The following is a 22,488-nucleotide window of genomic DNA, read 5'->3' as shown; positions in this document are numbered from 1 at the left end:
CTGCTACTTCTGAAAATCCTCGCGGATTTTCAGCTTGGTGTGTACTTGCAAAGATAAGTACTAACCCACGCAACTACTCATAGCCGAGACCGTTAGCCACAAGAAAAACAAAAAAATGAGTAAAACAGCATTAATAACAGGAGCAAGTAGTGGAATAGGAAAAGAACTTGCCAGAATTCATTCAGAATATGGAGGAAATTCCATTTTAGTAGCGAGAACAGAATCGAACTTAATTGAATTAAAAAACGAACTTGAACAAAAATACAATATTGAGATTACTATTATTTCAAAAGATTTAAGCCGACCTGAAAGTGCAAAAGAATTGTATGACGAAATAAAAAATAAAGGTACACAAATTGATTACCTACTCAATAATGCTGGATTTGGACTTAGAGGTAAATTCCACGAATTACCTTGGGAAAGACAAATCCAAATGATTAATCTTAATATGATTGCTGTAACTGAACTTATGCATTTATTTCTACCTGAAATGGTTGAACGAAATAGTGGTAGGATTTTAAATACCAGTTCAACAGCTTCATATATGCCAGGGCCATTACAAGCAGTCTATTATGCGACTAAATCCTATGTTCAATTTTTGAGTAATGCAATCGCAGAAGAGTTACACGATTCAAATGTTACAATTACTAATTTAATGCCAGGAGTTACAGATACAGGTTTTGGAAAAACAGCAGGAATGGAAAATTCTGAATTGTTTAAAAATGCTGTTTCTCCATACAAAGTTGCTAAAGAAGGGTATGAAGCTATGCTAAAAGGAAAATTAGATGTGATTTCAGGACTGACTTTATCACAAAAAATTATGATTTCGTTTGTTCCATTAACACCTAAAAAAATACTTTTAAAACAAATAAGAAAATTACAAGAGAATTAAAAAATCCTGTGGCTAAAACTATATAACCGCAATTACGGCGGATTCGAATACGCCCGAATACACTCGGAATTGCTAACACCAGTGCTTAACCGAAAATCATTAACTTTAATCCCGCAACTGACGGTTATACGAGACCGTTGTGTGCCATTTGAACAAACCAAGTGAACTACCAAGAAAAACATACCAAAGGATTTATTTCCAACTTCATAAAAAGCTTTTGGGAGTTTGAAACTTGCGAAAAGGAATGCAACTATGAAATACTTCCAGACGGATTTTTCGACTTGATTTTTGAAATCAAAAATGGACAAATTACTAAAGTTTCGCTGACAGGAGTTTGGACAGAACAAATCCAAATTTCCATATCTAAAAATACCAAACTGATTGGGGTTCGCTTCAAACTGATTTCTTCCGAGTATGTTTTTAAACAGTCAATCAAAGAACTCAAAAACACAAAAACAGAACTGCCATTAACGATTTTGGACTTCCAAAGTTTGGACCTTTACAATTTTGAGAAATTTACAGATTCTATAACTGAGAAACTGCATTACGGACTCAAAAACCTAAAAGAAATCGACAGCAGAAAATTTGAACTTTTTAAGATTCTTTATGAACGAAAGGGCGATATTTCAGTCCAAGAACTTTCGGAAAGGATTATTTGGAGTAGTCGGCAAATCAACAGGTATTTCAACAGTCGTTTCGGATTTTCGCTTAAAACATTCTGTAATATCTTAAAATGCCATTCTTCGCTAAAACACATTGCAAACGGCAAACTTTTTCCCGAAAACGATTATTACGACCAGGCCCATTTTATCAAGCAGGTAAAGCAAATAACAGGTTCGACACCAACAAATCTGCACTTGAACAAAAACGACCGATTTTTACAATTGACAACCATTCAAGCGACTTAAATTTACTTCATAATTAAAATCAATAAAATGAAAGTAAACAAATTAACGCCAAACTTTGAGGTCAAGGACATTAGAAAAACAGTAGAGTTTTATCAATCCTTTTTAGGGTTTTCTCTTGTAATGGCTGTTCCCGAAACACAGGACAGAATAGAACAATCATTTGCTGATGATAAAGAATATGTCTATGCTTTAGTAAACAAAGACAATGTTGAAATGATGTTTCAAAGAACAGAAAGTTTCAAAAGAGATGTAGTTTTTGCAAAGGAACTTCCATTATCGGCCAGTGTTTCGTTTTATATGGAAGTTGACGGAATTGACGATTTTTACGAGCAAATTAAGGTGAAAGGCTTGAACCCGACCGAACTGAAAACGGCTTGGTATGGAATGCGTGAATTTTACTTAAAGGACAATAACGGTTACATACTTGGATTTGCCGAAAAAAGTGCGGAACAATAAAAAACGGCACACAACAACGTGTATAAGCAATACCGTTGTGTGTAATTTTGACGCAACCATTCTACTTTTTTCACATCTTATAAAAAAACTTAAAATAATGATTAAATCTCTAAGACTATTTTTAATAATAACATCTCTTTTCATAATTACTATTCCAATTTCTTGTAACAACGATGATGATTCAAACTCTGATTGTGGAAATGTGGTATGTACACTCGAATTTCGAACAATTGTAATATCCATTAAAGACCAAAACCAAAATCCTGTTGCTTTGGATTCTTTTGAAGTTATAAATATTGAGAATAATGATGACATGACTATATTGCTCTCTACATCTGAATTTGAAATGGCACAACAATTTGGGCAATATCCTCTCTTAAATGACACAAGTCTTGAAGTAAATCAAGAACGAGAAATTCAATTTAAAGGATTTATAAATAATCAAGAAGTCATTAGTAGTATCTATACTGTTAGCACTGATTGTTGTCATATAAGTTTAGTTTCTGGAACATTGGAGCTTACTCTTTAAAGTGTTTAAACTACACACGACAAGGTATAACCGCAATGCTTAACCGAAAAACATTAACTTTAATCCCGTAACTGACGGTTATACTAAAACGTTGTACAACATTACTGAAACTCTCAATGAAATCTAAAATCGCAATCATAATTCTGATAATGTTTTCTTTTATTAGCTGTAATAAAAAAGAAAAGCAAGCGGAAAATGTTGACAAGATAATTATTGAATCTAATGTTAAAAAAGTTGACACCCTAAAAGAAGAAGACTCTAAAATTAAAGTAGTTCCTCCAAAAGGAACACAAATATTTCACAATAGTGAAAAACTTTACGGATTGAAATGGGGAAATGGTTACATTCTTAAATCAATTGAAGTATCTGAATGTGATAACTCGGTTGATGGAGAAGATGACTATACAAAAGATAAAGAAATTCAGAATATCCTCATTGATAAAAAATCTTTTACTATTAGTTTTAAAGCTCTAGAAAATTGCTGCTCAAAGTTTCTATGTGAAGCAGAATTGAATAAAAAAACGCTGAATATCATATATCATTCATATGGTTCTCATTGTTCTTGTAATTGTATTTTTGATATAAGCTACACTTTTAACCATAATGAAAGTTTTGAGGATATAAACGCTGAAAGAACTAAAATAAAAAATGTAATTCTTAATGGAGATTTGGAATCGAAAACTGAATTTAAATAACGTTGTATAGCAATGAATTATTGCCAGTTTTAATTTACTAACTTAGTGCCGAACCCACGCAACAAATCATACACAACCGTTATGCTTAATTAGAAAAAAATGAGTAAAAGACCAAACTTTGGAGTTTTTAATGACTTCTGGAACGGACATCCGAATCATTTACCATTTATGAATTTATTTGATATTCCGAATCCACCCAAAGAATGGAATCTCACAAAAAGTATTGATAGACTTGATTATATAATTACTAAAAACTCAACTAAAGATATAGTAGATGGAGTTAGATTGCTATTAAAGAATGAAGATTGGAGACCACATTTAGTCGCTGCTCTTGCAACTCTTAAAATTGACAAAACTAGACAGTTTGAATTAAAAGCTGATTTATGGAATCGTCTAAAGACTGGTTCTTGGGCTAGTCCACAAATTTTAGTTATTCTTTCAATAATTGATTCTGAATTTAATGTTCAAGCAAAAGAAATATGTGAAAATGGTTTTAAAATAACCTATTCCGAAATGCCAATGCACGAACATCATTCTGCTAGAGGACCGGCTGGTATAAGTGTCGATAATAAGAAAGTCGTTGCTTCGGCCGAATATCTTTTGAATGGAGTGATTATAGATTCAATGGATAATGACAATGGTGGTTCGTTGGCAAAAAATTGGAAAGAGAACCTCTTATGTTTAATAGAGAATAGTAGATTCACAATAGAAAATAACTAAGCACAACAAAACCTAAACTGCATTAAAACGCAGCTTAGCCAAACCGTTGGCAAACATTTAAAAAAATATTGGGAAAGAACGAATATATAGAATTTGAAATGAATAATGAAGATAGGTTTAATGACTTAACTAAACTTCTTGATCTCATTTCAGTATCTAAAAAAAGTGGAGATTATAAATCCGACAAATATTGGTTGGACAAATTTCCTAATTACACTCTAAAAAACTATTATTTCGCTGACTCAGACTTGACACCTGAGATTGAGACATTTGAGACCAAAGAGGAAACTTGGCATTTTTATTCAATGGTAGAACATCTTGTTGAAAATATTGATATTGAATTTCTGGAATGCAAAAAAATCGGAAACGGAAAAGCGAGACTTGAATTCTATTCTTGTGGATATCCTTATGGTGGAATAACAGGTTTAACTATGTTTCTAAAATCATTTGACTTTAAAGCGACTGAAATTGATGAAGGTGGTGGAATCTATAAAGTGGAATGGAAAAACGAAATGGAATTTGAATTAAAAGAAATAAAAACGGTTGACAATAATAGCTATAATTTATTGTGGCAAAAAGCTAAATCAATGTTTAATTTATAAATAAACTAAAACGATTTGCCAACAAGGTGTATAATTAATTACGGCTGAAATTCAGCCGCACCAGAAATTCAATATTATTAAGTATCTTTCCGCAACATCGAAAAATGACTCACGTCCTTTTTCCACAAAAAATCATACACAAACCGCTATAACCAATTCGATGAATCCCCAAAGAAAATTATTTTTTTATAAAAAACAACTAAATGGAAGAGGATGTTTTGGTGGAGTTGATTTAGAACTAAACAAAGTTAATGAGAAATCAAAAGTTATTGATAAGTGTGAGTGGAGAGACTGGAAAGCTTACAATGTTGATTTTCAAGAAACCGCTTATATGAAATCTATAAAAGTATATATTTTAAACTCTATTGAATATATACTTGAAAATTATGCCCATGGTATAGGGCTTGAAATTAGCTTGACTGACATTAAAGTATTACCCTCTGATACTCAACCCACTCATATATTAGCTTCAGTAATTATTGGAACTTATAGACTTATTAGTCAACATTTAAACGAGAATCAGATTGCATTAATTGATAAGTTCATAATACAAAATACAGATAATGAATTTCCTAATTATAATAAATTGATTTTAGAAATTTTAAAGAATAATTAATATAGAAAACAGGTTATATTAATAAGATTGAATTTCCTCGCTAGAAATTCAATCTTATTAATTATCTTTCCACAACAACGGAAAAGGACTCTTGCCCTTTTCCCGCAAAAAATCATACACGAATGCGTTATGTACAAACCAAAAACGAGAGAATGAAAAATATATTTATACTTCTAATATTTTTGACTTGGTATACTATCCTTTCGGCTCAGAACAGCAAATCGGTTGTCTTGAATCAAGGACAAATTTTTGATGTCCTTCCCTTAAAATTTAACAAAGAAGCAGATTCTTTAAGTATGCGTAAATATTTAAAAGACTCTGTTTTACCAAGAGCTATAGAATTAGGGTATATACCTATTTCAAGTATACCAATTAATAAAAACGCAATTCAAGGCAATTATACTCCCGACATAATAGTTTTAGGAGCATGGAAAAATAAAGCAAGTTTAGATCGTATTATGAAACAACTGGAATTTGAATTTCCAGATTTTCATTCTTTAAGAAGAGAAATATGGACTATTTTTTATAACACTCACTATGAGCTAAAGGAAGATTTAAGTTTTGAATTCTTATCCAATAAATTTTACGTAGCAACTGCTTATTGGAAAAAGCAATCATCAGATTTTCAGAAATTTAAAGAGAAAACTACCAACAATATTTATAAACATAAAGGAAAAATGATTCTAGAGCTTTCAAAAGGAGAGTCTCCATATGGATATTATTACAATCCCGATTGTTTTCTAATTACCGAATGGAATAACAGAGTTGAATTTATAGAATTTATGAAAGTTAACCATTTAGAGGAACAACAGAATTTGAAACACATTAACCAATTTGAATTGAGCATAAAATAAGTCAGCATATAACACTGTATATGAAATCATAGCCGCCTATTAACAGGCTACGCTTCATATACCTAACGTTGTTAAACATTAAAAACACAAATTATGACAAACAAGAAAAGATGGACATTTGTAATTATAATGGTTATAATATCTGTATTAATTGGAGCATTATCACTGCTATTTATAAATTAAAATAAACCATTTAATAAAAGATGAACGAAAGCATTTTAAAAGAATATTTGGAAAGTAAAATTTATAAATTATTGGCAACGAAAACTGAACACAACAAATCCTAAACTGCATTAAAACACATTTTACACTAAACGCTGTGCGTCATATTAAACCCGAACCAAAAATGAAGATTTTACTTTTATCATTATTGACTATTTTAACGGCTTCTTGTAATTCCCAAGAGAAGAAAAAGGGAACTGTCGAAATTAAAAATCAGACTGAACAGAAAAAACCCGAACAAATTGGACAATATGTAGTAGAAACATTTCAAGACTCAAAAGGAAACCTGTGGTTTGGAACTTTAGAAAAAGGAGTGGCAAAATATAATGGAAGTAATTTGACGTACTTAACTACAAAAGACGGATTACCAAACAATCGAGTAACAAATATAATTGAAGATAAGGCAGGGAGTTTATGGTTCGGAACAGGTGCAGGAATATCAAAATTTGACGGAAAAACGTTCACCAATTATTCAGAGAAAGACGGACTATGTAGTAATATGATAAGTAATCTGTTAATTGATAGTAAAGGAAACTTTTGGATTGGAACTTGGGGAGGAGTTTGTAAGTTTGAAGGAAATCAATTTCAAAATTTTCCAATTCCTTACCCGAAAATTGAAACCAAAATCAATCCGGACACAAAAGATTGGATAACCTCAATCACTGAAGATACTAAAGGGAATATTTGGTTCGGAAGAGACGGTTACGGAGTAAGTAAATTTGACGGAAATTCGTTTGTACATTTCACTACTAAAGAAGGTTTAAATTCAAATAATGTCCAAACCATTGCAGAGGACAAAGAAGGAAACGTTTGGATTGGAACAAGAGTAGCAGAAAAAGACAATGCAGACACTGACAAACGCAAAGGGAATGGCGGCTTAAACAAGTACGATGGAAATAAAATCGTTCAATTCCCTAAAATCAATGGATTGGACAAAAGTGATGTTTTCACAATTTACAAAGACAACTCAACCGATTTATGGATCAGTTCGACAAACAACGGAGTTTATAATTATAAAAATAATGAGTTCATAAATTATAAAGTTCCAACTTCTACAATGAGTTTTTTGAAAGACAAAAAAGGAAATATTTGGTTAGGCTGCGCAGGTGGATTATATAAAATTGACAAAGACGGAAAAACAATAAATGTAACGACAAATGGCCCTTGGAATTAAAAAAAAACACGAACTCACAACATTGGCTATAAACAATTGGGAAGAAGGTGATAAAATGAAAATCCAAACATAAAACAAAGGTCTATTCTAAATCGAAAATTTAGAGCTTAAAATCCCAACTGCTCGTAACCGAAACCGTTGGCAACAAGCTAAAAAAAAAGAATGAACAAACTAAAAACAGGAGAATTTTACGGAATACATTACCAAAAATCGGCTTTTGAAAATCTAATAATTACAGATACAGAGTATACACATAGTAAAGTAGATTGGCATTATCACGAAAATCCGTATTTCACTTATCTACTTCAAGGCAAATTATTTGAATCTAATAAAAAAGAATCCTATTATTTAGAGCCAGGGAATCTATTATTTCATAATTGGCAAGATGCACATTACAACATAAAACCACCTGAATTTACAAGAGGTTTTCATATTGAATTAAACGAGAAATGGTTTTCAAATTTTGATATTAAAACAACAGATTTTGAAGGAAGTCTCAATTTACAGAATCCAATTATAAAAAACTTGATGAACCGTATATTTGTTGAGACTAAAATTAACGACCAATATTCAAATTTAAGTATTGAGAGTAACTTGATTGATATATTTAACACGATAAAAGAATCAAAAAAAATAAATTCAAAAATGCCAATTTGGGTAAACCAGGTAAAAGAGTTACTAATTGAGGAAAAAATAGACTATTCTCTAAAAAGTTTAAGTCTAAAATTAGGAGTTCATCCAGTTCATTTGTCTAGAGAGTTTAACAGATATTTTGGGACAAGTCTTGGTAACTACGTTCGATTGATGAAACTGAATAAAGCATTTTACTTACTCATGTCAAAAAGATTTTCTATGACGGAAATTTGTTATCAATGTGGTTTCTACGACCAAAGTCATTTCATTTCAAACTTCAAACGTATATATCATACAACACCAACAAAATTATTGAGAAAAATTGGCTAATGTTAATATTATACAATTTCAATAAGGATAGAATTCTCATTTTTACAACTCATTAAAAAATCAATCAAAAAATGAGAATTAAAAACATAATAGTCTTACTTATCATTCTTTTTTCATTTTCAACCTACGCTCAAGATATGGCAGAATATACAAGCGGTTGGGAAGGCAAAATTGAAAATTCAAAAGCGTTCAATCTAAATGTTGAAATTGAAAATTTAGGACTTGAAAAAGCTAGATTCAAAATTTCAAATAATAAAAGTATTATTGACTTTCCATTTAATCCAAAAAACACTTCAATATTAAAAATACCATTTGCTGAAAATTATTTCTTTGAAGGTGTACTTTCTAAAAATGGCAAAGAAATTAATGGGTTTATCAAATCTGGAATGCTTCTGTATCACTTAAAACTCAATAAGTCAAAAAACAACACTTATACAGGAATTTGGAACCTATTAATGATAGATGAATTAAAATCAGATAAACTTTATTTAAGTGTTGAAAATGGAGAAGGAAATAATTATCAAGCGTACCCAATTTTTGGTGATAATAGATTTACAGGAACTTGGTGCGATAATTTTCAAAAAGAAAACGATTTAATTTCGTTTACTGATTTCAAAACTGGATTGGAGTTTAAAGGAGAGCTAACCACAAATGAAATTCAATTAGGCATCTATTTAGGTAAAAACTCAATTACACAAGTAGTTTTAAAAAAATCTACAACTGATTGGGAAATTGGGGGTTTCAAGAATGATAATACAATTTCTACTCTTAAACTTCCCGAAATGGAAAAGCTTATTTCAAAGAATTCACTACCTAACACACATTCCGTTTTGATTTCAAAAAAAGGAAAAATAGTTTACGAAAATTATTTTGACGGTTACAATGCAAATATCACACACGATATGCGTTCAGCATCAAAAAGTATTTCATCCACTATTGTTGGAATTGCAAAAGATAAATCATTATTTACAAGTGTTGAGCAGTCCATTTTTGAATTTTTACCAAATAAATATCAAATTCTAAAAGACAGTTTAAAGTCAGAAATTGATATTCAAAGTCTTTTAACAATGAGTTCTGGGCTAGATGCTGACGATTATACGAGAGAGAGAAAATCGGCCGCATCTGAAAATAATTACCAACCTACTAGAGATTGGACAGAGACAATTCTGAAAGCGAAAATGATAAACGAACCTAACACAGAGGCAAATTATGGTACAGCAAATCCATTTTTACTTGGAGTTGCAATGGATTCAGTAGTTTCTGAACCTTTGGAATTATTTATGGACAAATACCTTTTTCAAAAACTTGAAATTTCGAATTATATCATACAAACAGACTTGAAAGGAAAACCATATTTTGGAGGTGGAATGTATCTAACGCCAAGAGATATGTTAAAATTTGGAGAACTTTATCTTAATCAAGGAAAATGGAGATGCAAACGTATTTTATCTAAAAAATGGGTGGAAGACTCATTTAAAAATTATCGCAATTTAGATAATGTACCGGATAAAAATGGTTATGGTTATTTATGGTGGCATCACAAGTATCAAGTAAACGGAAAAAGAATAGAATCCATTGAAGCTAGAGGTGCTGGTGGACAATATATTTTTGTAATCCCTAGTTTGAAAATAGTTGTTGTTATTACATCTGGAAATTATAAAAATGGAAAAACACAGCAACCAGAAAAGATTTTTGAAGAATATATTTTACCTTTCCTTGAAAATTAAAAAAAGCCGGTTCCAAACAATATATAAGCGTAATACATTGCAGAAAAACTGAATAATGAGATTAATATTTTGTGATAGCGTATTTGATAATAAGGTAATCGATCCTGATTATGAAGAAGAAAAAAAGCTGCAATTAATGTAGGATTTAACTTTTCGTTAATCAGCTTTGAGGAATTGACGGCTGGGAATATAACAACAGCTTTAAGGTTTATAAAAGGAGCTAAAAAGAAAAATGGAGACTGGATTATTATGGAACTCGGAGATGGACAAGTAGCCGGATTACCAGATAATGCAGATAGAAGTGACTTTTATAAAACCTTAAAAGACAACATGCTACAACAATTTATATACTAAATATGCTCCCTACAAGAAACCTTGTAAAACATATAAGAAACGATAACCATTGAGTGAATTTCTACTGTTTATTAGAGATATATTGAGAATTGATATTCTCGTTGGGTTTGGATTTTATTCAATTAGCTATTTCATAATCAAAGACTTTTTTAAAGACAAAAAATGGCTTGCTGATTTTGACAAAAGTGCGATTGAAACAGTTATTTATATAGGGATTATTTGGTTTGTTCTCTGGCTGTTTGGAACAATCTCAAACTACTTTGAACTAGAAACTGAATTACAAAAGGAAGAGTATTGTAACGAACAGATAGGAAAGTATGCGTATGCATTTTGGGTTCAGCCATTATTTTGGTTCATACTCACGCAACTTTTCAGGCTAAAATTTGTGACTAAATATCTAATTACAAGAATTATTATTAGCCTGTTATTTGTAATAACAATTGAAAGATTTATAATTTTGATTACCTCCTTTCACAGAGATTATTTACCAAGTGATTGGTCTTTCGGATATAATTTCACACTAAATCCATATTGGATTTTAATTGGGTGGATGGCTAACATTTTAATTTTTATTGTATTGACATTAATATATCATTTTGGAATTAAAAAAATAAAAAACGCTTTTCAACAACGTATATAGTTTATTGCGACTGAAACTCCTATCGGAATTTCATTGCAATTTTACTATCTTTCGACTATGACAGGAAAGAATCCTGCGATTTTTTTCAGAACGCATCATAACAAAAACCATTGTAAAACATTAAAACACTAATTTAAAAGACAACACATGAAAAAAAATTACAATTTTAAAATTTATTCTTTTACCATTTTATTGATATTAATATCATCTTCTCTTTGGGGACAGGTAAATGACGAAAACTTTGATGCACTGACTCCTGCTTTAAGAGGTCTTGATTATACAACAAACGGAATTAGATTTCAACAAATCTCTCCTAATTCAATAAGTCAAATGGCCTCACTTTCAGAAAATGCTACTTTTATAATTACTCCTGTGCCTAGTGACTTAGGCATGATGTACAATATTGATAATGCAGGTAGTATAAACGGTCCTAATATTGGAACATTTGATTATCGATTTGGTAGTTCCGATGGTTCTGAATTCAAAATGGTGTCTATGGAGGCAGACATGTCAGCAAAAAACCCTGCAAATGGCTACGCTTTTACTGCAACTATTACAGGATATAGAGATGGTATGAGCATTGTTACTGATAATATAGATTTTACTACTAGTGATACGAGTGGCTCTGTAACATATGCTAAAGATTCTAATCCAGCTGCCAATGGAGGCACTTTGACATTTTCTTCAGCATGGGAAAACATTGATGAAATTCGTTTTACTGGAGGTAGTACAGGCTCCATATCACTCTTAATGATTGATGAGTTAGACTTTTCAACGGCTGTACTAAGTCTCTCTGAAAATACTATTAATAATAACATAACAGTATTTCCTAATCCTAATTTAGGAACTGTTAATCTAAATTTTGGAAATTTAAAGAATATTGACTTAAAAGTGATTAATATATTAGGACAAGTTATATATCAAGAAAAGGATATTAATAGTGTTTTCTATCAATTTGAATTAAATCAACCTTCAGGAATTTATTTTATTAATTTGGACACTCAAGATACTCATCAACAAATTAAGCTTATAAAGAAATAACGATTTCCAACTATAGCTATAAGTAATTGCTTGTTCTCGCTTACTTCTGAAAATCCTTGCGCACTTTCAGTTTGATGTGTATTACAAAGTTAAGTACTAACCCACACAACTACTCATAACTGAGAAGGTTTCCATTAATTAGAGACACAACTAACGAATTAATGAGATTAATAACTAAAAAATCAGAAATAAAAGAAATACTTGACAAGTGTTTTGTGAAGTATACTCAAAGTGGTTTAAATAGTCTAATTTCAGAAATTCACATATCTATTTTGTCCAGCAAAGTTAAATTTCCAATTTTAGAATATTGTGCAGAAGTAATTTATGAAATCCTTCCAGAAAATCAACACATCCCATTTTGTGACAATATCCAAAACTTAAAAACTGAAGGAGGAAATGTGCTTTTAGGTAAAATTTTACAAAAAAGGTTAAACATTAATTTTAAACAATCTATCGAAAAGGCAACAGAATATATTGCTGACGCAGATATTTGGTATGTATGCGATATTATTGGCGAACGAGTTTATGGATATTCACTTTTACATCAACCACAAAAAACTATTCCTGAACTAAAAAAATTGTCCAAACACAAAACTAATTGGGTTATTCGATCATTAGGAGCAGGAACACATTATGCAATAAAAAAAGGGTTAGATAAAGAGAATGTAAAAACCATGTTTAATATATTGCTTCCAATGGCTAACACAAAAGATAAAGAGATTAGACAAGGTGTAGGTTGGTCAGCAAAAACTATCGCAAAATTTCATCCAGACATTATCGAGTTATACAAATCAGACATAGAAAACACCGAAAAAGTTGCTAATTGGTTTAGAAATAAAATTAAAATTGGCTTAAACAGAAATACTTATGCCAAGAGAAATTGAAGTTAAATCAGTTTTAAACAAAACTAAAAAACGAGATGACTGTTTTTTAGATGATTACACGTTAAATTTATATAGCAGTTGTTCTTTCAACTGTTTATATTGTTACATAAGAGGAAGTAAATATGGAACAAATCTTGAAGATAGTTTATCTATTAAAACTAATGCAATTGAAGTTTTAGATAGGCAATTATTCAATAGAGCAAAGAAAAATGAATATGGAATAATTATTCTATCTTCTGCAACAGACCCCTATTTACAAATAGAGAAAAAGTACGAATTAACAAGAGAAGCTTTAAAAGTAATTGCGAAATATAAGTTTCCCGTTCATATCATTACAAAATCTGACTTAATTGAAAGAGATTTTGATTTATTACATCAAATAGATAAAACTGCAATACTTCCACAAGACTTAAAAATCAGATTAAACAATAGAGGAACAATTATTTCCTTTTCTTTCTCAACGCTTGACAATAATGTTGCCAAAATATTTGAAAAAGGAGCAACAAAACCAACAAAAAGACTTAACGTATTAAACAGAACGGTTAACAAAAATTTTTACACAGGAGTCAGTTTAATGCCTTTATTGCCTTTCATATCGGATACTACAGAGCATTTAGATTTATTATTTTCCACATTCAAAGCTAGTAAAGTAAGCTATGTGCTTCCGGCAACCATTACCCTTTTTGGAAATGGTTCTGCAGATAGCAAAACATTAGTAATAAATGCTATTAGGAAATATTATCCTGAATTAGAAAACAAATATTTGAACTATTTTAAAAGTGGGTCACAAATGCCTACATTTTATAAAAAAGCATTTGCTAATAAAATGAAAGAATTAAGTGAAAAATATGAAATTAGCGACCGTATATAAAACCATTGGGCATGATTTTAAAAAAACGAAATTCAACATATTAATTCTCATTCTTATTTCGACTTCTATATCCTGTAATTATTATATGAATAAAGAAAGAGAAATTCCGAAAGAAGAAGTTGTAAAAAGCATAAAAGTACTTAAGAAAGCTGGATTCTTTAAAATCTCAACTTAAGCTCGCTTTAGACTTAAGCATCTGTTATCAAATCATTTATATTCAAAAATTCTTTAATAAGTAAAAAAAGAAAAGCGAACCAAAGTTCGCTTTTGAATTAACATACAATTGTATAAACAGTTGTTTCCTTACAGGCTCTACATCGTGTTCCACATGAGTTTGTATGACAATCTGTTCCAGCAGAATGAGCCGCTATTGCCCCTTTTACATTTAATGCTTGAAGATCAGAAATCGTTTTTTTGGTTAATCGTAAACCTTTCAGATTTTTTTTCATAATAAATATATTTTTAAATTATTGATATGCTAAAAGTATCTTTCAAAATCTTCCAAAACAAAAGGACTCGCCTTCGTTTTATAAAAGAAAGTCCCTTAAAAAGATTAAATATTTTCATTGCTACTGATCGTAAAAAAGGAGTTGATTTTTGTCAACTCCTCACGTTTTTTACCAGCCTCCACATTGCCCACAATTGGAATAACTCAAAGTTGCCGGATTGGTATTTTGTGTAGAACTATCATCACAATACTTCATTGTATCTTGATCTGTCGTTACGCGACCACCTTGAAGATTGCTTCCTTTTAGGTTTGATATTACCGACTTTTTTAACTGTAACATACTTTTTGTTCTTTTCATAATACGATGTTTTAAAAATTAATAATAGTATGAAAGTAGAACTGCTGATTTTCATAATCAACATAGGTAGCCTTCATTTTATAAAAAAGAGGCGATAAACAAAGTATGCTTTTTATTAAAAGTTAATGTGTGGAAATTCTTGTTGTAATTGCTCTATTTTTAATTGAAGTTTTAACAAGAACTCCTGGTGTTGTTTAGATGCAGGATTGAAAGCCTTGTGCGCTAAGCCACGTTGAATAGATGCTACTTCTTCCATAACAGGTTCGCTTTGGGAAGATATCCACGTGTATTGAAATTTTTCCCAAATATAATTCACCGCTACTGCATTTGGGTGAATCATATCGGTTGTGTAAAAACGATAATCCCGCAATTCGTCCATCATTAATTCATAAGAAGGAAAATAATGAATTTGATGACGCGTTTCTACAAGTTCATGAATCCCTGCCAATAAATGCGCCTTACTTCGTTGATTTTCCATAAAACCATCTTTTAAATGTCGTACTGGCGACACTGTCAATAGAATGGTTATTGCTGGATTAATACTTTTTAATAGCGTAATGGAATTTTCTATACTTGCCGAAACTTCTGAAGAAGAAAGCAACTCTTTTAAAAATTTCTTCTGTGGCACTTTATGACAATTTGCGACAATGGTATCCGTTTCAATATGCCTATATGTCCACGCAGTTCCTAAGGTAATAATGACATGTGTAGCCTTTTGCAATTGTATATGTGTAGCCGTTATAGCTGCATTCAAATTATTCAGTACAGTTTCTTTATCAGAATGACTCAACTCAGAATGCGCTTCAAAACAATGCCAACGTTCATTTTGAAAAAAAACATCACGCGCATCATACTTTTCTTGATTGATTGCTTTGAGAAGTATATTTTCAATAGCTTTTGGGTGAAATAAAATTCCAAATGGGTTTTGAAATACAGAAAATTTATAATACGCTAGTTTATGACCCATATGTTCTGAAAAACAAGAACCCAATAGCATGATATTGGAATCATATCCTATTGGGTTATGTGTTTCTTTTTGAAACGGAATATGGGTTTGCAATAACATTTTATTGCTTTTCTTTATGTTCTTCTGCGCGCTTGGCTGTATGATACATTAAAAGCAATCGGTTTTTCATTCCTTGCGTGATTCCAACCAATTCTTTGCTTTCATAAGTAACTCCTTTGATTTTTTCCATTTTCAAAATTGCATCACTCGTAGCGCGATCTAATTTTCCTTTTTCAGTGATATCATTAGCATCAAGTATTTTCAAATAAACCAATTTTTCCTGAAAATCAGTAATTTCAGCTGCTGTCGGCGTTGTTAAAGGCAACCAGTATCCTTTTTTATTGGGCATAACACACCACACATACACTTTATCATCATCTGCATCTTTTGGAGCTTCTTCTTGTGCTAACATTGGAAAAGAAAAAAAGAAGACCAACAGGGTTAAATATATGTTTTTCATAGATTTTATCATTTAGTTATTATACACTTTTATTGCTATTTATTTTACATATTCACGTACACGCTCCATAGCTTTTGGTATTCCACCAGGATTCTTACCACCTGCCGTAGCAAAGAAAGCCTGTCCGCCGCCGCCGCCATGAATGAGTTTTCCTAATTCTCGCACCACTTTTCCTGCATCATAACCACGCGCAGTTACTAACTCTTTTGAAATATAACAGGTTAGCATTACTTTATCTTCAGTGGCAGTAGCAAAGAACAAGAATAGATTATCCATTTCTCCTCCTAATTCAAACGCAAGATTTTTGATTCTGTTTTGGTCAAGATCAACTTTTTTAGCTAAAAATTGCACTCCGTTAATCTCTTCCAATTCGTGCTTAAGTTCACTTTTCAAATTCTTAGCCTTATCTTTTAATAATTGCTCTATTTGTTTTTTTAGTTTTGCATTTTCATCTTTTAAATCAGAAACGGCTTTTACAGCATCTTTAGGATTGTTCAACACATCTTTGATTTCGTAATAAGCTCTGTTATTATTAGCATAAAACTCCTTGGTAGCATCATAAGTAATTGCTTCTATACGACGAATTCCTGCCGCTACAGCTCCTTCAGATTTAATTTTAAAGTGCCAAATATCTGCCGTATTCTCTACGTGAGTTCCTCCACACAATTCGATAGATTTCCCAAATCGAATTGAGCGTACTGTATCTCCATATTTTTCTCCAAAAAGAGCCATCGCTCCTTCTTTCATTGCTTCTTCTATTGGTTGATTTCTTTTTTCAATCAACGGAAGTTTCCCTTCTATTCGTGCATTGACAAAATCTTCTACATCGCGAAGTTCTTCAACCGTTAGTTTAGAAAAATGTGAAAAGTCAAAACGTAAGTATTTTGAATGCACTGCCGAGCCTTTTTGTTCAACGTGCTCTCCCAAAATTTCACGCAATGCTTGATGCAATAAGTGAGTTGCAGTATGATTAGCAGCAGTTCGTTCTCGTTGCTTCCCATCAACAACTGCCCGCATGGTTTCATTCAATTGTTTCGGTAAGTTCTTTGCTATATGAATGATTAGATTGTTCTCTTTTTTGGTATCCAAAATATAAACAACATCTCCATTTGGCATTTCTAAATATCCTTTATCGCCAACTTGTCCACCACCTTCTGGGTAAAATGGCGTCATATTGAAAACCAGTTGGTACTGCACTCCTTCTTTTTTTGTTTCAATTTTGCGATAACGCGTTAGTTTTACATTTACTTCCAACGTATCATATCCAACAAACTCTTGATCTTCGTCTTCTAGTAATACAACCCAATCGTCTGCTTGGATTTCTGTTGCTTTTCGCCCGCCTTCTTGTTGTATTTGTAACGCTTTTTCGAATTCTTCTCGATGGTATTTAAGTCCGCGCTCTTTTAAAATTAACTCTGTCAAATCTTCTGGAAAACCATAGGTATCTTTTAACTCAAATACTTTTTTTCCAGAAATTGTATCACCTGTTACATTTTCGATTACACGATCCAGCAATACCAACCCTTGATCGAGCGTACGCAAGAAGGATTGTTCTTCTTCTTTGATGACGTTTTGAATGAGTTGTTTTTGTTCTTTAATTTCAGGAAATGCACTTCCCATTTTTTTATCTAAAACCTCTACCAGTCGATATATGAACGGCTCTTTTTTGTTTAGGAAAGTAAATCCGTAACGAATGGCTCTACGTAAAATTCGACGAATTACATATCCAGCAGCGTTATTACTAGGTAACTGCCCATCGGCAATAGAGAAAGATACTGCTCGCACGTGATCAGCAATAACACGAATGGCAATATCTGTTTTTTCATTTTTTCCGTACACTACATCCGAAATCGTTTCTATTTCTCGAATGATTGGTGTGAAAACATCAGTATCATAATTTGAAGTTACATTTTGCAATACCATACACAAGCGTTCAAAGCCCATCCCTGTGTCTACATGTTGCGCTGGCAATTTTTCTAAGGATTGATCTGCCTTACGATTGTATTGCATGAATACAAGGTTCCAAATTTCCACTACTTGTGGATGATCCATATTAACTAATACTGCTCCCGGAACTTTTGCTTTTTCTTCCGCAGAGCGAATGTCAACATGTATTTCTGAACATGGCCCACAAGGTCCTTGACTTCCCATTTCCCAGAAATTATCCTTTTTACTTCCCATCAGGATACGTTCTTCAGGGACAATTTCTTTCCATAAATTGTATGCTTCTTGATCGAGAGATAGTCCATCTTCCTCGCTTCCTTCAAAAACAGTTACGTATAAAATATCTTTATCTATTTTGTAAACTTCTGTCAATAATTCCCAAGCCCAAGAAATCGCTTCTTTTTTAAAATAATCTCCAAAACTCCAGTTTCCAAGCATCTCAAACATCGTATGGTGATATGTATCATACCCTACTTCTTCCAAGTCATTATGTTTCCCACTTACACGAAGACATTTTTGTGTATCGGCAATACGATTATTTGGAGGCGTTCCATTTCCCAAAAAATATTCTTTAAATGGAGCCATACCAGAGTTGATAAACATCAAAGTTGGGTCATTTTTCATCACCATAGGTGCAGAAGGTACAATCTGATGTGATTTGGATTTGAAAAAATCTAAAAACTTTGCTCTAATATCCTGAGATTTCATGAATTATATTTTTATATACTATTGGGTTGATAATTCGTTCACTTATTAAAATTATCTTAACCTTCTTTAATTTTTCTTTAAACTGTAAAACAATAGCTATATTTGTTTGTTTTACAAATTCATCGTGCTAACTTTTCACGAGAAATCTGTACAAAAATAGTATAATTTAAGTAATGAGTAAGGTAAAATATTATTACGATTCAGAAACATTGTCCTACCGTAAGATTGAAACCAAGCGCGGTCGTAAAGTTGGCTTTATTTTATTGTATATAGCTTCTGTTATTTTATGTTCTATTTTACTGTTTACTTTGTTTTTTTATACTCCTTTAGAAACTCCAAATGAAAAAGTTTTAAAACGTGAGCTGGCTCAAATGAAACTTCAATATGATTTATTGAATAAAAAAATTGAACAAGCCGAATCTGTTTTAGAAAATATTGAAGAGCGCGATAATAATATTTACCGATTGTATTTTGAAGCAAATCCAATTCCTGAGGAACAACGAAATGCTGGTTTTGGTGGTGTAAACCGTTACGAAGCGTTATACAATTATGACAACTCAGAGTTGCTAATTTCCACAACCAAACAACTGGAAAAATTACAAAAACGCTTGATTGTTCAGTCAAAATCATTAGATGAGATTGCAAAATTGGCAGAAGATAAAGAAAAGTTTCTTGCCTCAATTCCTGCTATTCAACCTGTAAATAATGAAAATCTTACTCGTATGGCTTCTGGATACGGTATGCGAAATGATCCGTTTACAAAAGCTAGAAAAATGCATTGGGGAATGGACTTTACCGCTCCAAGAGGGACTCCTGTGTACGCTTCAGGCGATGGTGTTGTGATTCGAGCAGACAATTCTTCTTCTGGTTTTGGAAAGCATATTCGTATTGATCATGGATATGGATACATATCTTTGTATGCGCACTTGAGCAAATATAACGTTCGCCAAGGAACTAAAGTAAAACGTGGTGATTTGATAGGGTTTGTAGGAAGTACAGGTCGTTCACAAGCACCACACTTACATTACGAAATACATAAAAATGGAGAAAAGATCGATCCTATTAATTTCTATTACGGAAACTTATCTCCTATAGAGTTTGAAGAATTATTAAAGAATGCTGCTAAACAGAATCAATCGCTTGACTAATGCATATTGATCTACCTGAAAAATTATATTATAGTATAGGAGAAGTAGCCAAAGCTTTTGGTGTCAATGCATCTTTAATTCGTTTTTGGGAAAAAGAATTTGATGTAATACAACCTAAAAAAAATGCTAAAGGGAATCGAAAATTTACTCCTGAAGATATTAAAAACCTCGAACTTATCTACCATTTAGTAAAAGAACGCGGATTTACACTTGAAGGTGCTAAAGTGCACTTAAAAGAAGAAAAGAAAAAAACACTTTCCAATTTTGAGATTATTCGTAAATTACAACTGATACGTGCAGAACTTGTAAAAATTAAAGATAATCTGTAACGTTTTAACCAATAACAATACTATAGTAATACATTAAATTTGAATAATTATGAGTAAAAAAACAGTAATTATCCTTGTCATTCTTGCAGCGTTAGCAATTTTTGCTTACACCAAATACAATAGCATGGTGATTTTAAGAGAAGATGCTAAAACTTCATGGTCGAATGTAGAAAGTGAATATCAACGTAGAAACGACCTTATTGGAAATTTAGTAAAAACCGTAAAAGGTGCTGCTGACTTTGAGAGAAAAACATTGACTGACGTAATTGAAGCTAGAGCAAAAGCTACTCAAACGCAAATCAATGCCGACAACTTAACGCCAGAAAACATGGCAAAATTCCAAGAAGCACAAGCAGGTTTATCAAGTGCTCTTTCTCGATTATTAGTGACTGTAGAGCGTTATCCTGACCTGAAAGCAAATCAAAACTTTTTAAAACTACAAGACGAATTGGCTAGTACTGAAAACTCAGTTCGTACATCTAGAAACCGTTTTAATGCTGCCGTAAATAATTACAACAAAGCGACAAAAACATTCCCTAACAATCTAGTAGCAGGCGTATTTGGCTTTGATGAAATGGCTCGATTTAAGGCTGATTCTGGTTCTGAAAAAGCTCCAGATGTTGAATTTGACTTTCAATAAAGAGCAAAAAACAAAAAACTATGTCTAAAGTAGAAGATTTCCTGTCCGCTAAGGAAGAAGAAGAAATCATAGCTGCTATCAGAAAAGCAGAACGAAGTACTTCTGGCGAAATCCGCGTTCATATTGAAAATCATACCGATATGGATACGTTTAATCGTACGCTAGAAGTATTTCATTTGCTAAAAATGGACAATACACGATTGCGAAATGGTGTACTCATTTATGTCGCTGTAAGTGATAAAACATTTGTAATTTATGGAGATGAAGGCATCAATAATGTAGTTCCAAAGGGATTTTGGGATAGTACTCGTGATGCCATGCGTAACCAATTCAAACAAGGCAATTTTAAACAAGGACTCATAGAAGGTGTTTTGCAGGCTGGACTAGAACTACAAAAACACTTTCCTTGGGATGCTGATACTGACGAAAACGAACTACCAAACGAAATTTCAAGAGGCTAATGTTCATTACTAAAAAGATCAATTACTTATCTACATTCATTTGCATTATTGGATTGCTTTTTTTGAATGTTGCGCATGCGCAATTTGACATTCCGCCAAAGCCTACCAAAGCAAATCCAGATGCTATATATGATTATGCAGGGTTATTGAATCGCTCTGAAAAGGCTTCTCTTGAAAATAAAATCATTAAATATTCTGACACAACCTCTACTCAAATTGTTATTGCCATTATCGAGTCAACCAAAGGAGAAAGTATTGGTATGCTCACACCTGAATGGGGGCATAAATGGGGTGTAGGACAAAAAGGAAAAGACAACGGCGTCATGGTGGTTTTGGCAGTTAACGATCGAAAAATATGGATATCTCCAGGATATGGTGCAGAAAACACATTGACAGCAGGAATTGTTGGACAAATTACCAGAAATCGTATTATTCCTTATTTTAAAAGAGGTGATTATTATGGTGGTTTGAACGAAGGTGTTGATAGCATTATTGAAGCCCTTGAGGGGAAGTTTACAGGAACACGAAAAACCTCTAGTGAAGAATTACCTATAGGTGTTATTATTTTCTTAATTATCTTTTTTATTGTGCTTATTTCTATTTTGGGGAATAGCAAACGAAATGGTGGTGGAAATAACCGTGGAGGCAGAGGCACTACGGGAAGTGACTTATTAGACATTATCATCCTCAGCAATCTCGGAAAAGGTTCCTTTGGCAGTGGAAGTGGCGGTGGCGGCTTCGGCGGCGGAGGCGGATTTGGTGGCGGTTTTGGCGGCGGCGGATTCAGTGGTGGTGGTGCTGGAGGAAGTTGGTAACTCTTATAAACTCCACAAGCTAT

At 32.2% G+C, this 22,488-nt stretch carries 27 protein-coding genes; 22 read left to right on the top strand and 5 right to left on the bottom strand.

Going from position 1 to position 22,488, the window contains the following annotated elements; translation table 11 throughout:
• Positions 1-115: 115 nt before the first annotated feature.
• The 17 genes from AA088_RS16625 to AA088_RS16545 all read left to right on the top strand — a co-directional run bounded on the left by AA088_RS16625 (position 116) and on the right by AA088_RS16545 (position 14,148).
• Positions 116-892 carry an SDR family NAD(P)-dependent oxidoreductase gene (locus tag AA088_RS16625; RefSeq protein WP_046746169.1) on the top strand — a complete coding sequence of 259 codons (777 nt, stop codon included), beginning with the start codon at positions 116-118 and terminating at the stop codon, positions 890-892.
• Positions 893-1,053: 161 nt separating this feature from the next.
• Positions 1,054-1,800, top strand: coding sequence for a DUF6597 domain-containing transcriptional factor (locus AA088_RS16620; RefSeq protein ID WP_046746168.1), 747 nt, complete (start codon positions 1,054-1,056; stop codon positions 1,798-1,800).
• Between the two features lie 27 nt (positions 1,801-1,827).
• Entirely contained in the window at positions 1,828-2,256 is a 429-nt protein-coding gene (locus AA088_RS16615; protein ID WP_046746167.1) for a VOC family protein, read from the top strand.
• Between the two features lie 97 nt (positions 2,257-2,353).
• Complete coding sequence (locus tag AA088_RS16610) at positions 2,354-2,785, top strand: hypothetical protein (RefSeq protein WP_046746166.1); 432 nt, start codon at positions 2,354-2,356, stop codon at positions 2,783-2,785.
• A gap of 116 nt (positions 2,786-2,901) precedes the next feature.
• Positions 2,902-3,480, top strand: a complete 579-nt coding sequence (locus AA088_RS16605) for a hypothetical protein (protein ID WP_046746165.1) — start codon at positions 2,902-2,904, stop codon at positions 3,478-3,480.
• A gap of 99 nt (positions 3,481-3,579) precedes the next feature.
• Positions 3,580-4,200 (top strand): hypothetical protein, encoded by a 621-nt coding sequence (locus AA088_RS16600; RefSeq protein ID WP_046746164.1) that lies wholly within the window; start codon positions 3,580-3,582, stop codon positions 4,198-4,200.
• Positions 4,201-4,268: 68 nt separating this feature from the next.
• A complete protein-coding gene (locus tag AA088_RS16595) occupies positions 4,269-4,802 on the top strand; it encodes a hypothetical protein (RefSeq protein ID WP_046746163.1) in 534 nt (177 codons plus the stop codon).
• Positions 4,803-4,962: 160 nt separating this feature from the next.
• Entirely contained in the window at positions 4,963-5,418 is a 456-nt protein-coding gene (locus AA088_RS16590; protein ID WP_046746162.1) for a hypothetical protein, read from the top strand.
• Between the two features lie 152 nt (positions 5,419-5,570).
• Complete coding sequence (locus AA088_RS16585; RefSeq protein ID WP_157547311.1) at positions 5,571-6,272, top strand: hypothetical protein; 702 nt, start codon at positions 5,571-5,573, stop codon at positions 6,270-6,272.
• A 346-nt stretch (positions 6,273-6,618) separates the two neighbouring features.
• Positions 6,619-7,668 (top strand): ligand-binding sensor domain-containing protein, encoded by a 1,050-nt coding sequence (locus tag AA088_RS17815; RefSeq protein ID WP_052752939.1) that lies wholly within the window; start codon positions 6,619-6,621, stop codon positions 7,666-7,668.
• A gap of 162 nt (positions 7,669-7,830) precedes the next feature.
• Positions 7,831-8,631 (top strand): helix-turn-helix domain-containing protein, encoded by an 801-nt coding sequence (locus AA088_RS16575; protein ID WP_046746160.1) that lies wholly within the window; start codon positions 7,831-7,833, stop codon positions 8,629-8,631.
• 71 nt (positions 8,632-8,702) lie between these two features.
• Positions 8,703-10,358, top strand: coding sequence for a serine hydrolase domain-containing protein (locus AA088_RS16570; RefSeq protein ID WP_082106823.1), 1,656 nt, complete (start codon positions 8,703-8,705; stop codon positions 10,356-10,358).
• Between the two features lie 174 nt (positions 10,359-10,532).
• Positions 10,533-10,712: a hypothetical protein gene (locus tag AA088_RS16565; protein ID WP_046746158.1), complete on the top strand. Its 180-nt coding sequence runs from the start codon at positions 10,533-10,535 to the stop codon at positions 10,710-10,712.
• Between the two features lie 49 nt (positions 10,713-10,761).
• Positions 10,762-11,352 carry a hypothetical protein gene (locus tag AA088_RS16560; RefSeq protein WP_046746157.1) on the top strand — a complete coding sequence of 197 codons (591 nt, stop codon included), beginning with the start codon at positions 10,762-10,764 and terminating at the stop codon, positions 11,350-11,352.
• Positions 11,353-11,499: 147 nt separating this feature from the next.
• On the top strand, positions 11,500-12,393 hold the full coding sequence (locus AA088_RS16555) for a T9SS type A sorting domain-containing protein (RefSeq protein ID WP_046746156.1): 894 nt from the start codon (positions 11,500-11,502) through the stop codon (positions 12,391-12,393).
• A gap of 161 nt (positions 12,394-12,554) precedes the next feature.
• Entirely contained in the window at positions 12,555-13,277 is a 723-nt protein-coding gene (locus tag AA088_RS16550) for a DNA alkylation repair protein (RefSeq protein WP_046746155.1), read from the top strand.
• On the top strand, positions 13,261-14,148 hold the full coding sequence (locus AA088_RS16545) for an SPL family radical SAM protein (RefSeq protein WP_046746154.1): 888 nt from the start codon (positions 13,261-13,263) through the stop codon (positions 14,146-14,148). Before AA088_RS16550 ends, AA088_RS16545 begins: the two co-directional genes overlap by 17 nt.
• 272 nt (positions 14,149-14,420) lie before the next feature.
• Here AA088_RS16545 and AA088_RS18485 read toward each other — a convergent pair whose 3' ends face one another.
• The 5 genes from AA088_RS18485 to alaS form a co-directional block, all read right to left on the bottom strand.
• On the bottom strand, positions 14,421-14,597 hold the full coding sequence (locus AA088_RS18485; RefSeq protein ID WP_157547309.1) for a hypothetical protein: 177 nt from the start codon (positions 14,595-14,597) through the stop codon (positions 14,421-14,423).
• Between the two features lie 168 nt (positions 14,598-14,765).
• Positions 14,766-14,954, bottom strand: a complete 189-nt coding sequence (locus AA088_RS16535; RefSeq protein ID WP_046746152.1) for a hypothetical protein — start codon at positions 14,952-14,954, stop codon at positions 14,766-14,768.
• Between the two features lie 115 nt (positions 14,955-15,069).
• A complete protein-coding gene (locus AA088_RS16530) occupies positions 15,070-16,020 on the bottom strand; it encodes a GSCFA domain-containing protein (protein ID WP_046746151.1) in 951 nt (316 codons plus the stop codon).
• Position 16,021: 1 nt separating this feature from the next.
• A complete protein-coding gene (locus tag AA088_RS16525) occupies positions 16,022-16,420 on the bottom strand; it encodes a hypothetical protein (RefSeq protein WP_157547307.1) in 399 nt (132 codons plus the stop codon).
• A gap of 39 nt (positions 16,421-16,459) precedes the next feature.
• Entirely contained in the window at positions 16,460-19,072 is a 2,613-nt protein-coding gene (alaS, locus tag AA088_RS16520; protein ID WP_046746149.1) for an alanine--tRNA ligase, read from the bottom strand.
• Between the two features lie 173 nt (positions 19,073-19,245).
• On the opposite strand from alaS, the gene AA088_RS16515 reads away from it, so the two are divergent.
• Genes AA088_RS16515 through AA088_RS16495 form a run of 5 tightly spaced genes read left to right on the top strand, consistent with a single transcriptional unit; the run spans position 19,246 to position 22,465 of the window.
• A complete protein-coding gene (locus AA088_RS16515) occupies positions 19,246-20,220 on the top strand; it encodes a M23 family metallopeptidase (RefSeq protein ID WP_046746148.1) in 975 nt (324 codons plus the stop codon).
• Positions 20,220-20,549, top strand: coding sequence for a MerR family transcriptional regulator (locus AA088_RS16510; RefSeq protein ID WP_046746147.1), 330 nt, complete (start codon positions 20,220-20,222; stop codon positions 20,547-20,549). Before AA088_RS16515 ends, AA088_RS16510 begins: the two co-directional genes overlap by 1 nt.
• A 49-nt stretch (positions 20,550-20,598) precedes the next feature.
• Positions 20,599-21,189, top strand: a complete 591-nt coding sequence (locus tag AA088_RS16505) for a LemA family protein (protein ID WP_046746146.1) — start codon at positions 20,599-20,601, stop codon at positions 21,187-21,189.
• A 20-nt stretch (positions 21,190-21,209) separates the two neighbouring features.
• Positions 21,210-21,650 (top strand): TPM domain-containing protein, encoded by a 441-nt coding sequence (locus AA088_RS16500; RefSeq protein ID WP_046746145.1) that lies wholly within the window; start codon positions 21,210-21,212, stop codon positions 21,648-21,650.
• Positions 21,650-22,465: a TPM domain-containing protein gene (locus AA088_RS16495; RefSeq protein WP_157547305.1), complete on the top strand. Its 816-nt coding sequence runs from the start codon at positions 21,650-21,652 to the stop codon at positions 22,463-22,465. The genes AA088_RS16500 and AA088_RS16495 overlap by 1 nt, the downstream gene beginning before the upstream one ends.
• The last annotated feature ends 23 nt before the right edge of the window (positions 22,466-22,488 follow it).

The sequence above is a fragment of the Kordia zhangzhouensis genome (genome assembly GCF_001005305.1).
GTDB lineage: Bacteria > Bacteroidota > Bacteroidia > Flavobacteriales > Flavobacteriaceae > Kordia > Kordia zhangzhouensis.
The sequence above is the reverse complement of the archived record's forward strand: the minus strand, read 5'-3'. Positions and strand labels throughout refer to the sequence as shown.

Coding starts and splice junctions, on each gene's coding strand:
- AA088_RS16550 (WP_046746155.1), top strand. CDS start 12,555: ATGAGATTAATAACTAAAAAATCAGAAATAAAAGAAATACTTGACAAG.
- AA088_RS16495 (WP_157547305.1), top strand. CDS start 21,650: ATGTTCATTACTAAAAAGATCAATTACTTATCTACATTCATTTGCATT.
- AA088_RS17815 (WP_052752939.1), top strand. CDS start 6,619: ATGAAGATTTTACTTTTATCATTATTGACTATTTTAACGGCTTCTTGT.
- AA088_RS16515 (WP_046746148.1), top strand. CDS start 19,246: ATGAGTAAGGTAAAATATTATTACGATTCAGAAACATTGTCCTACCGT.
- AA088_RS16570 (WP_082106823.1), top strand. CDS start 8,703: ATGAGAATTAAAAACATAATAGTCTTACTTATCATTCTTTTTTCATTT.
- alaS (WP_046746149.1), bottom strand. CDS start 19,072: ATGAAATCTCAGGATATTAGAGCAAAGTTTTTAGATTTTTTCAAATCC.
- AA088_RS16525 (WP_157547307.1), bottom strand. CDS start 16,420: ATGAAAAACATATATTTAACCCTGTTGGTCTTCTTTTTTTCTTTTCCA.
- AA088_RS16510 (WP_046746147.1), top strand. CDS start 20,220: ATGCATATTGATCTACCTGAAAAATTATATTATAGTATAGGAGAAGTA.
- AA088_RS16605 (WP_046746165.1), top strand. CDS start 2,902: ATGAAATCTAAAATCGCAATCATAATTCTGATAATGTTTTCTTTTATT.
- AA088_RS18485 (WP_157547309.1), bottom strand. CDS start 14,597: ATGAAAAAAAATCTGAAAGGTTTACGATTAACCAAAAAAACGATTTCT.
- AA088_RS16530 (WP_046746151.1), bottom strand. CDS start 16,020: ATGTTATTGCAAACCCATATTCCGTTTCAAAAAGAAACACATAACCCA.
- AA088_RS16585 (WP_157547311.1), top strand. CDS start 5,571: ATGAAAAATATATTTATACTTCTAATATTTTTGACTTGGTATACTATC.
- AA088_RS16535 (WP_046746152.1), bottom strand. CDS start 14,954: ATGAAAAGAACAAAAAGTATGTTACAGTTAAAAAAGTCGGTAATATCA.
- AA088_RS16600 (WP_046746164.1), top strand. CDS start 3,580: ATGAGTAAAAGACCAAACTTTGGAGTTTTTAATGACTTCTGGAACGGA.
- AA088_RS16555 (WP_046746156.1), top strand. CDS start 11,500: ATGAAAAAAAATTACAATTTTAAAATTTATTCTTTTACCATTTTATTG.
- AA088_RS16590 (WP_046746162.1), top strand. CDS start 4,963: ATGAATCCCCAAAGAAAATTATTTTTTTATAAAAAACAACTAAATGGA.
- AA088_RS16505 (WP_046746146.1), top strand. CDS start 20,599: ATGAGTAAAAAAACAGTAATTATCCTTGTCATTCTTGCAGCGTTAGCA.
- AA088_RS16610 (WP_046746166.1), top strand. CDS start 2,354: ATGATTAAATCTCTAAGACTATTTTTAATAATAACATCTCTTTTCATA.
- AA088_RS16615 (WP_046746167.1), top strand. CDS start 1,828: ATGAAAGTAAACAAATTAACGCCAAACTTTGAGGTCAAGGACATTAGA.
- AA088_RS16575 (WP_046746160.1), top strand. CDS start 7,831: ATGAACAAACTAAAAACAGGAGAATTTTACGGAATACATTACCAAAAA.
- AA088_RS16500 (WP_046746145.1), top strand. CDS start 21,210: ATGTCTAAAGTAGAAGATTTCCTGTCCGCTAAGGAAGAAGAAGAAATC.
- AA088_RS16625 (WP_046746169.1), top strand. CDS start 116: ATGAGTAAAACAGCATTAATAACAGGAGCAAGTAGTGGAATAGGAAAA.
- AA088_RS16545 (WP_046746154.1), top strand. CDS start 13,261: ATGCCAAGAGAAATTGAAGTTAAATCAGTTTTAAACAAAACTAAAAAA.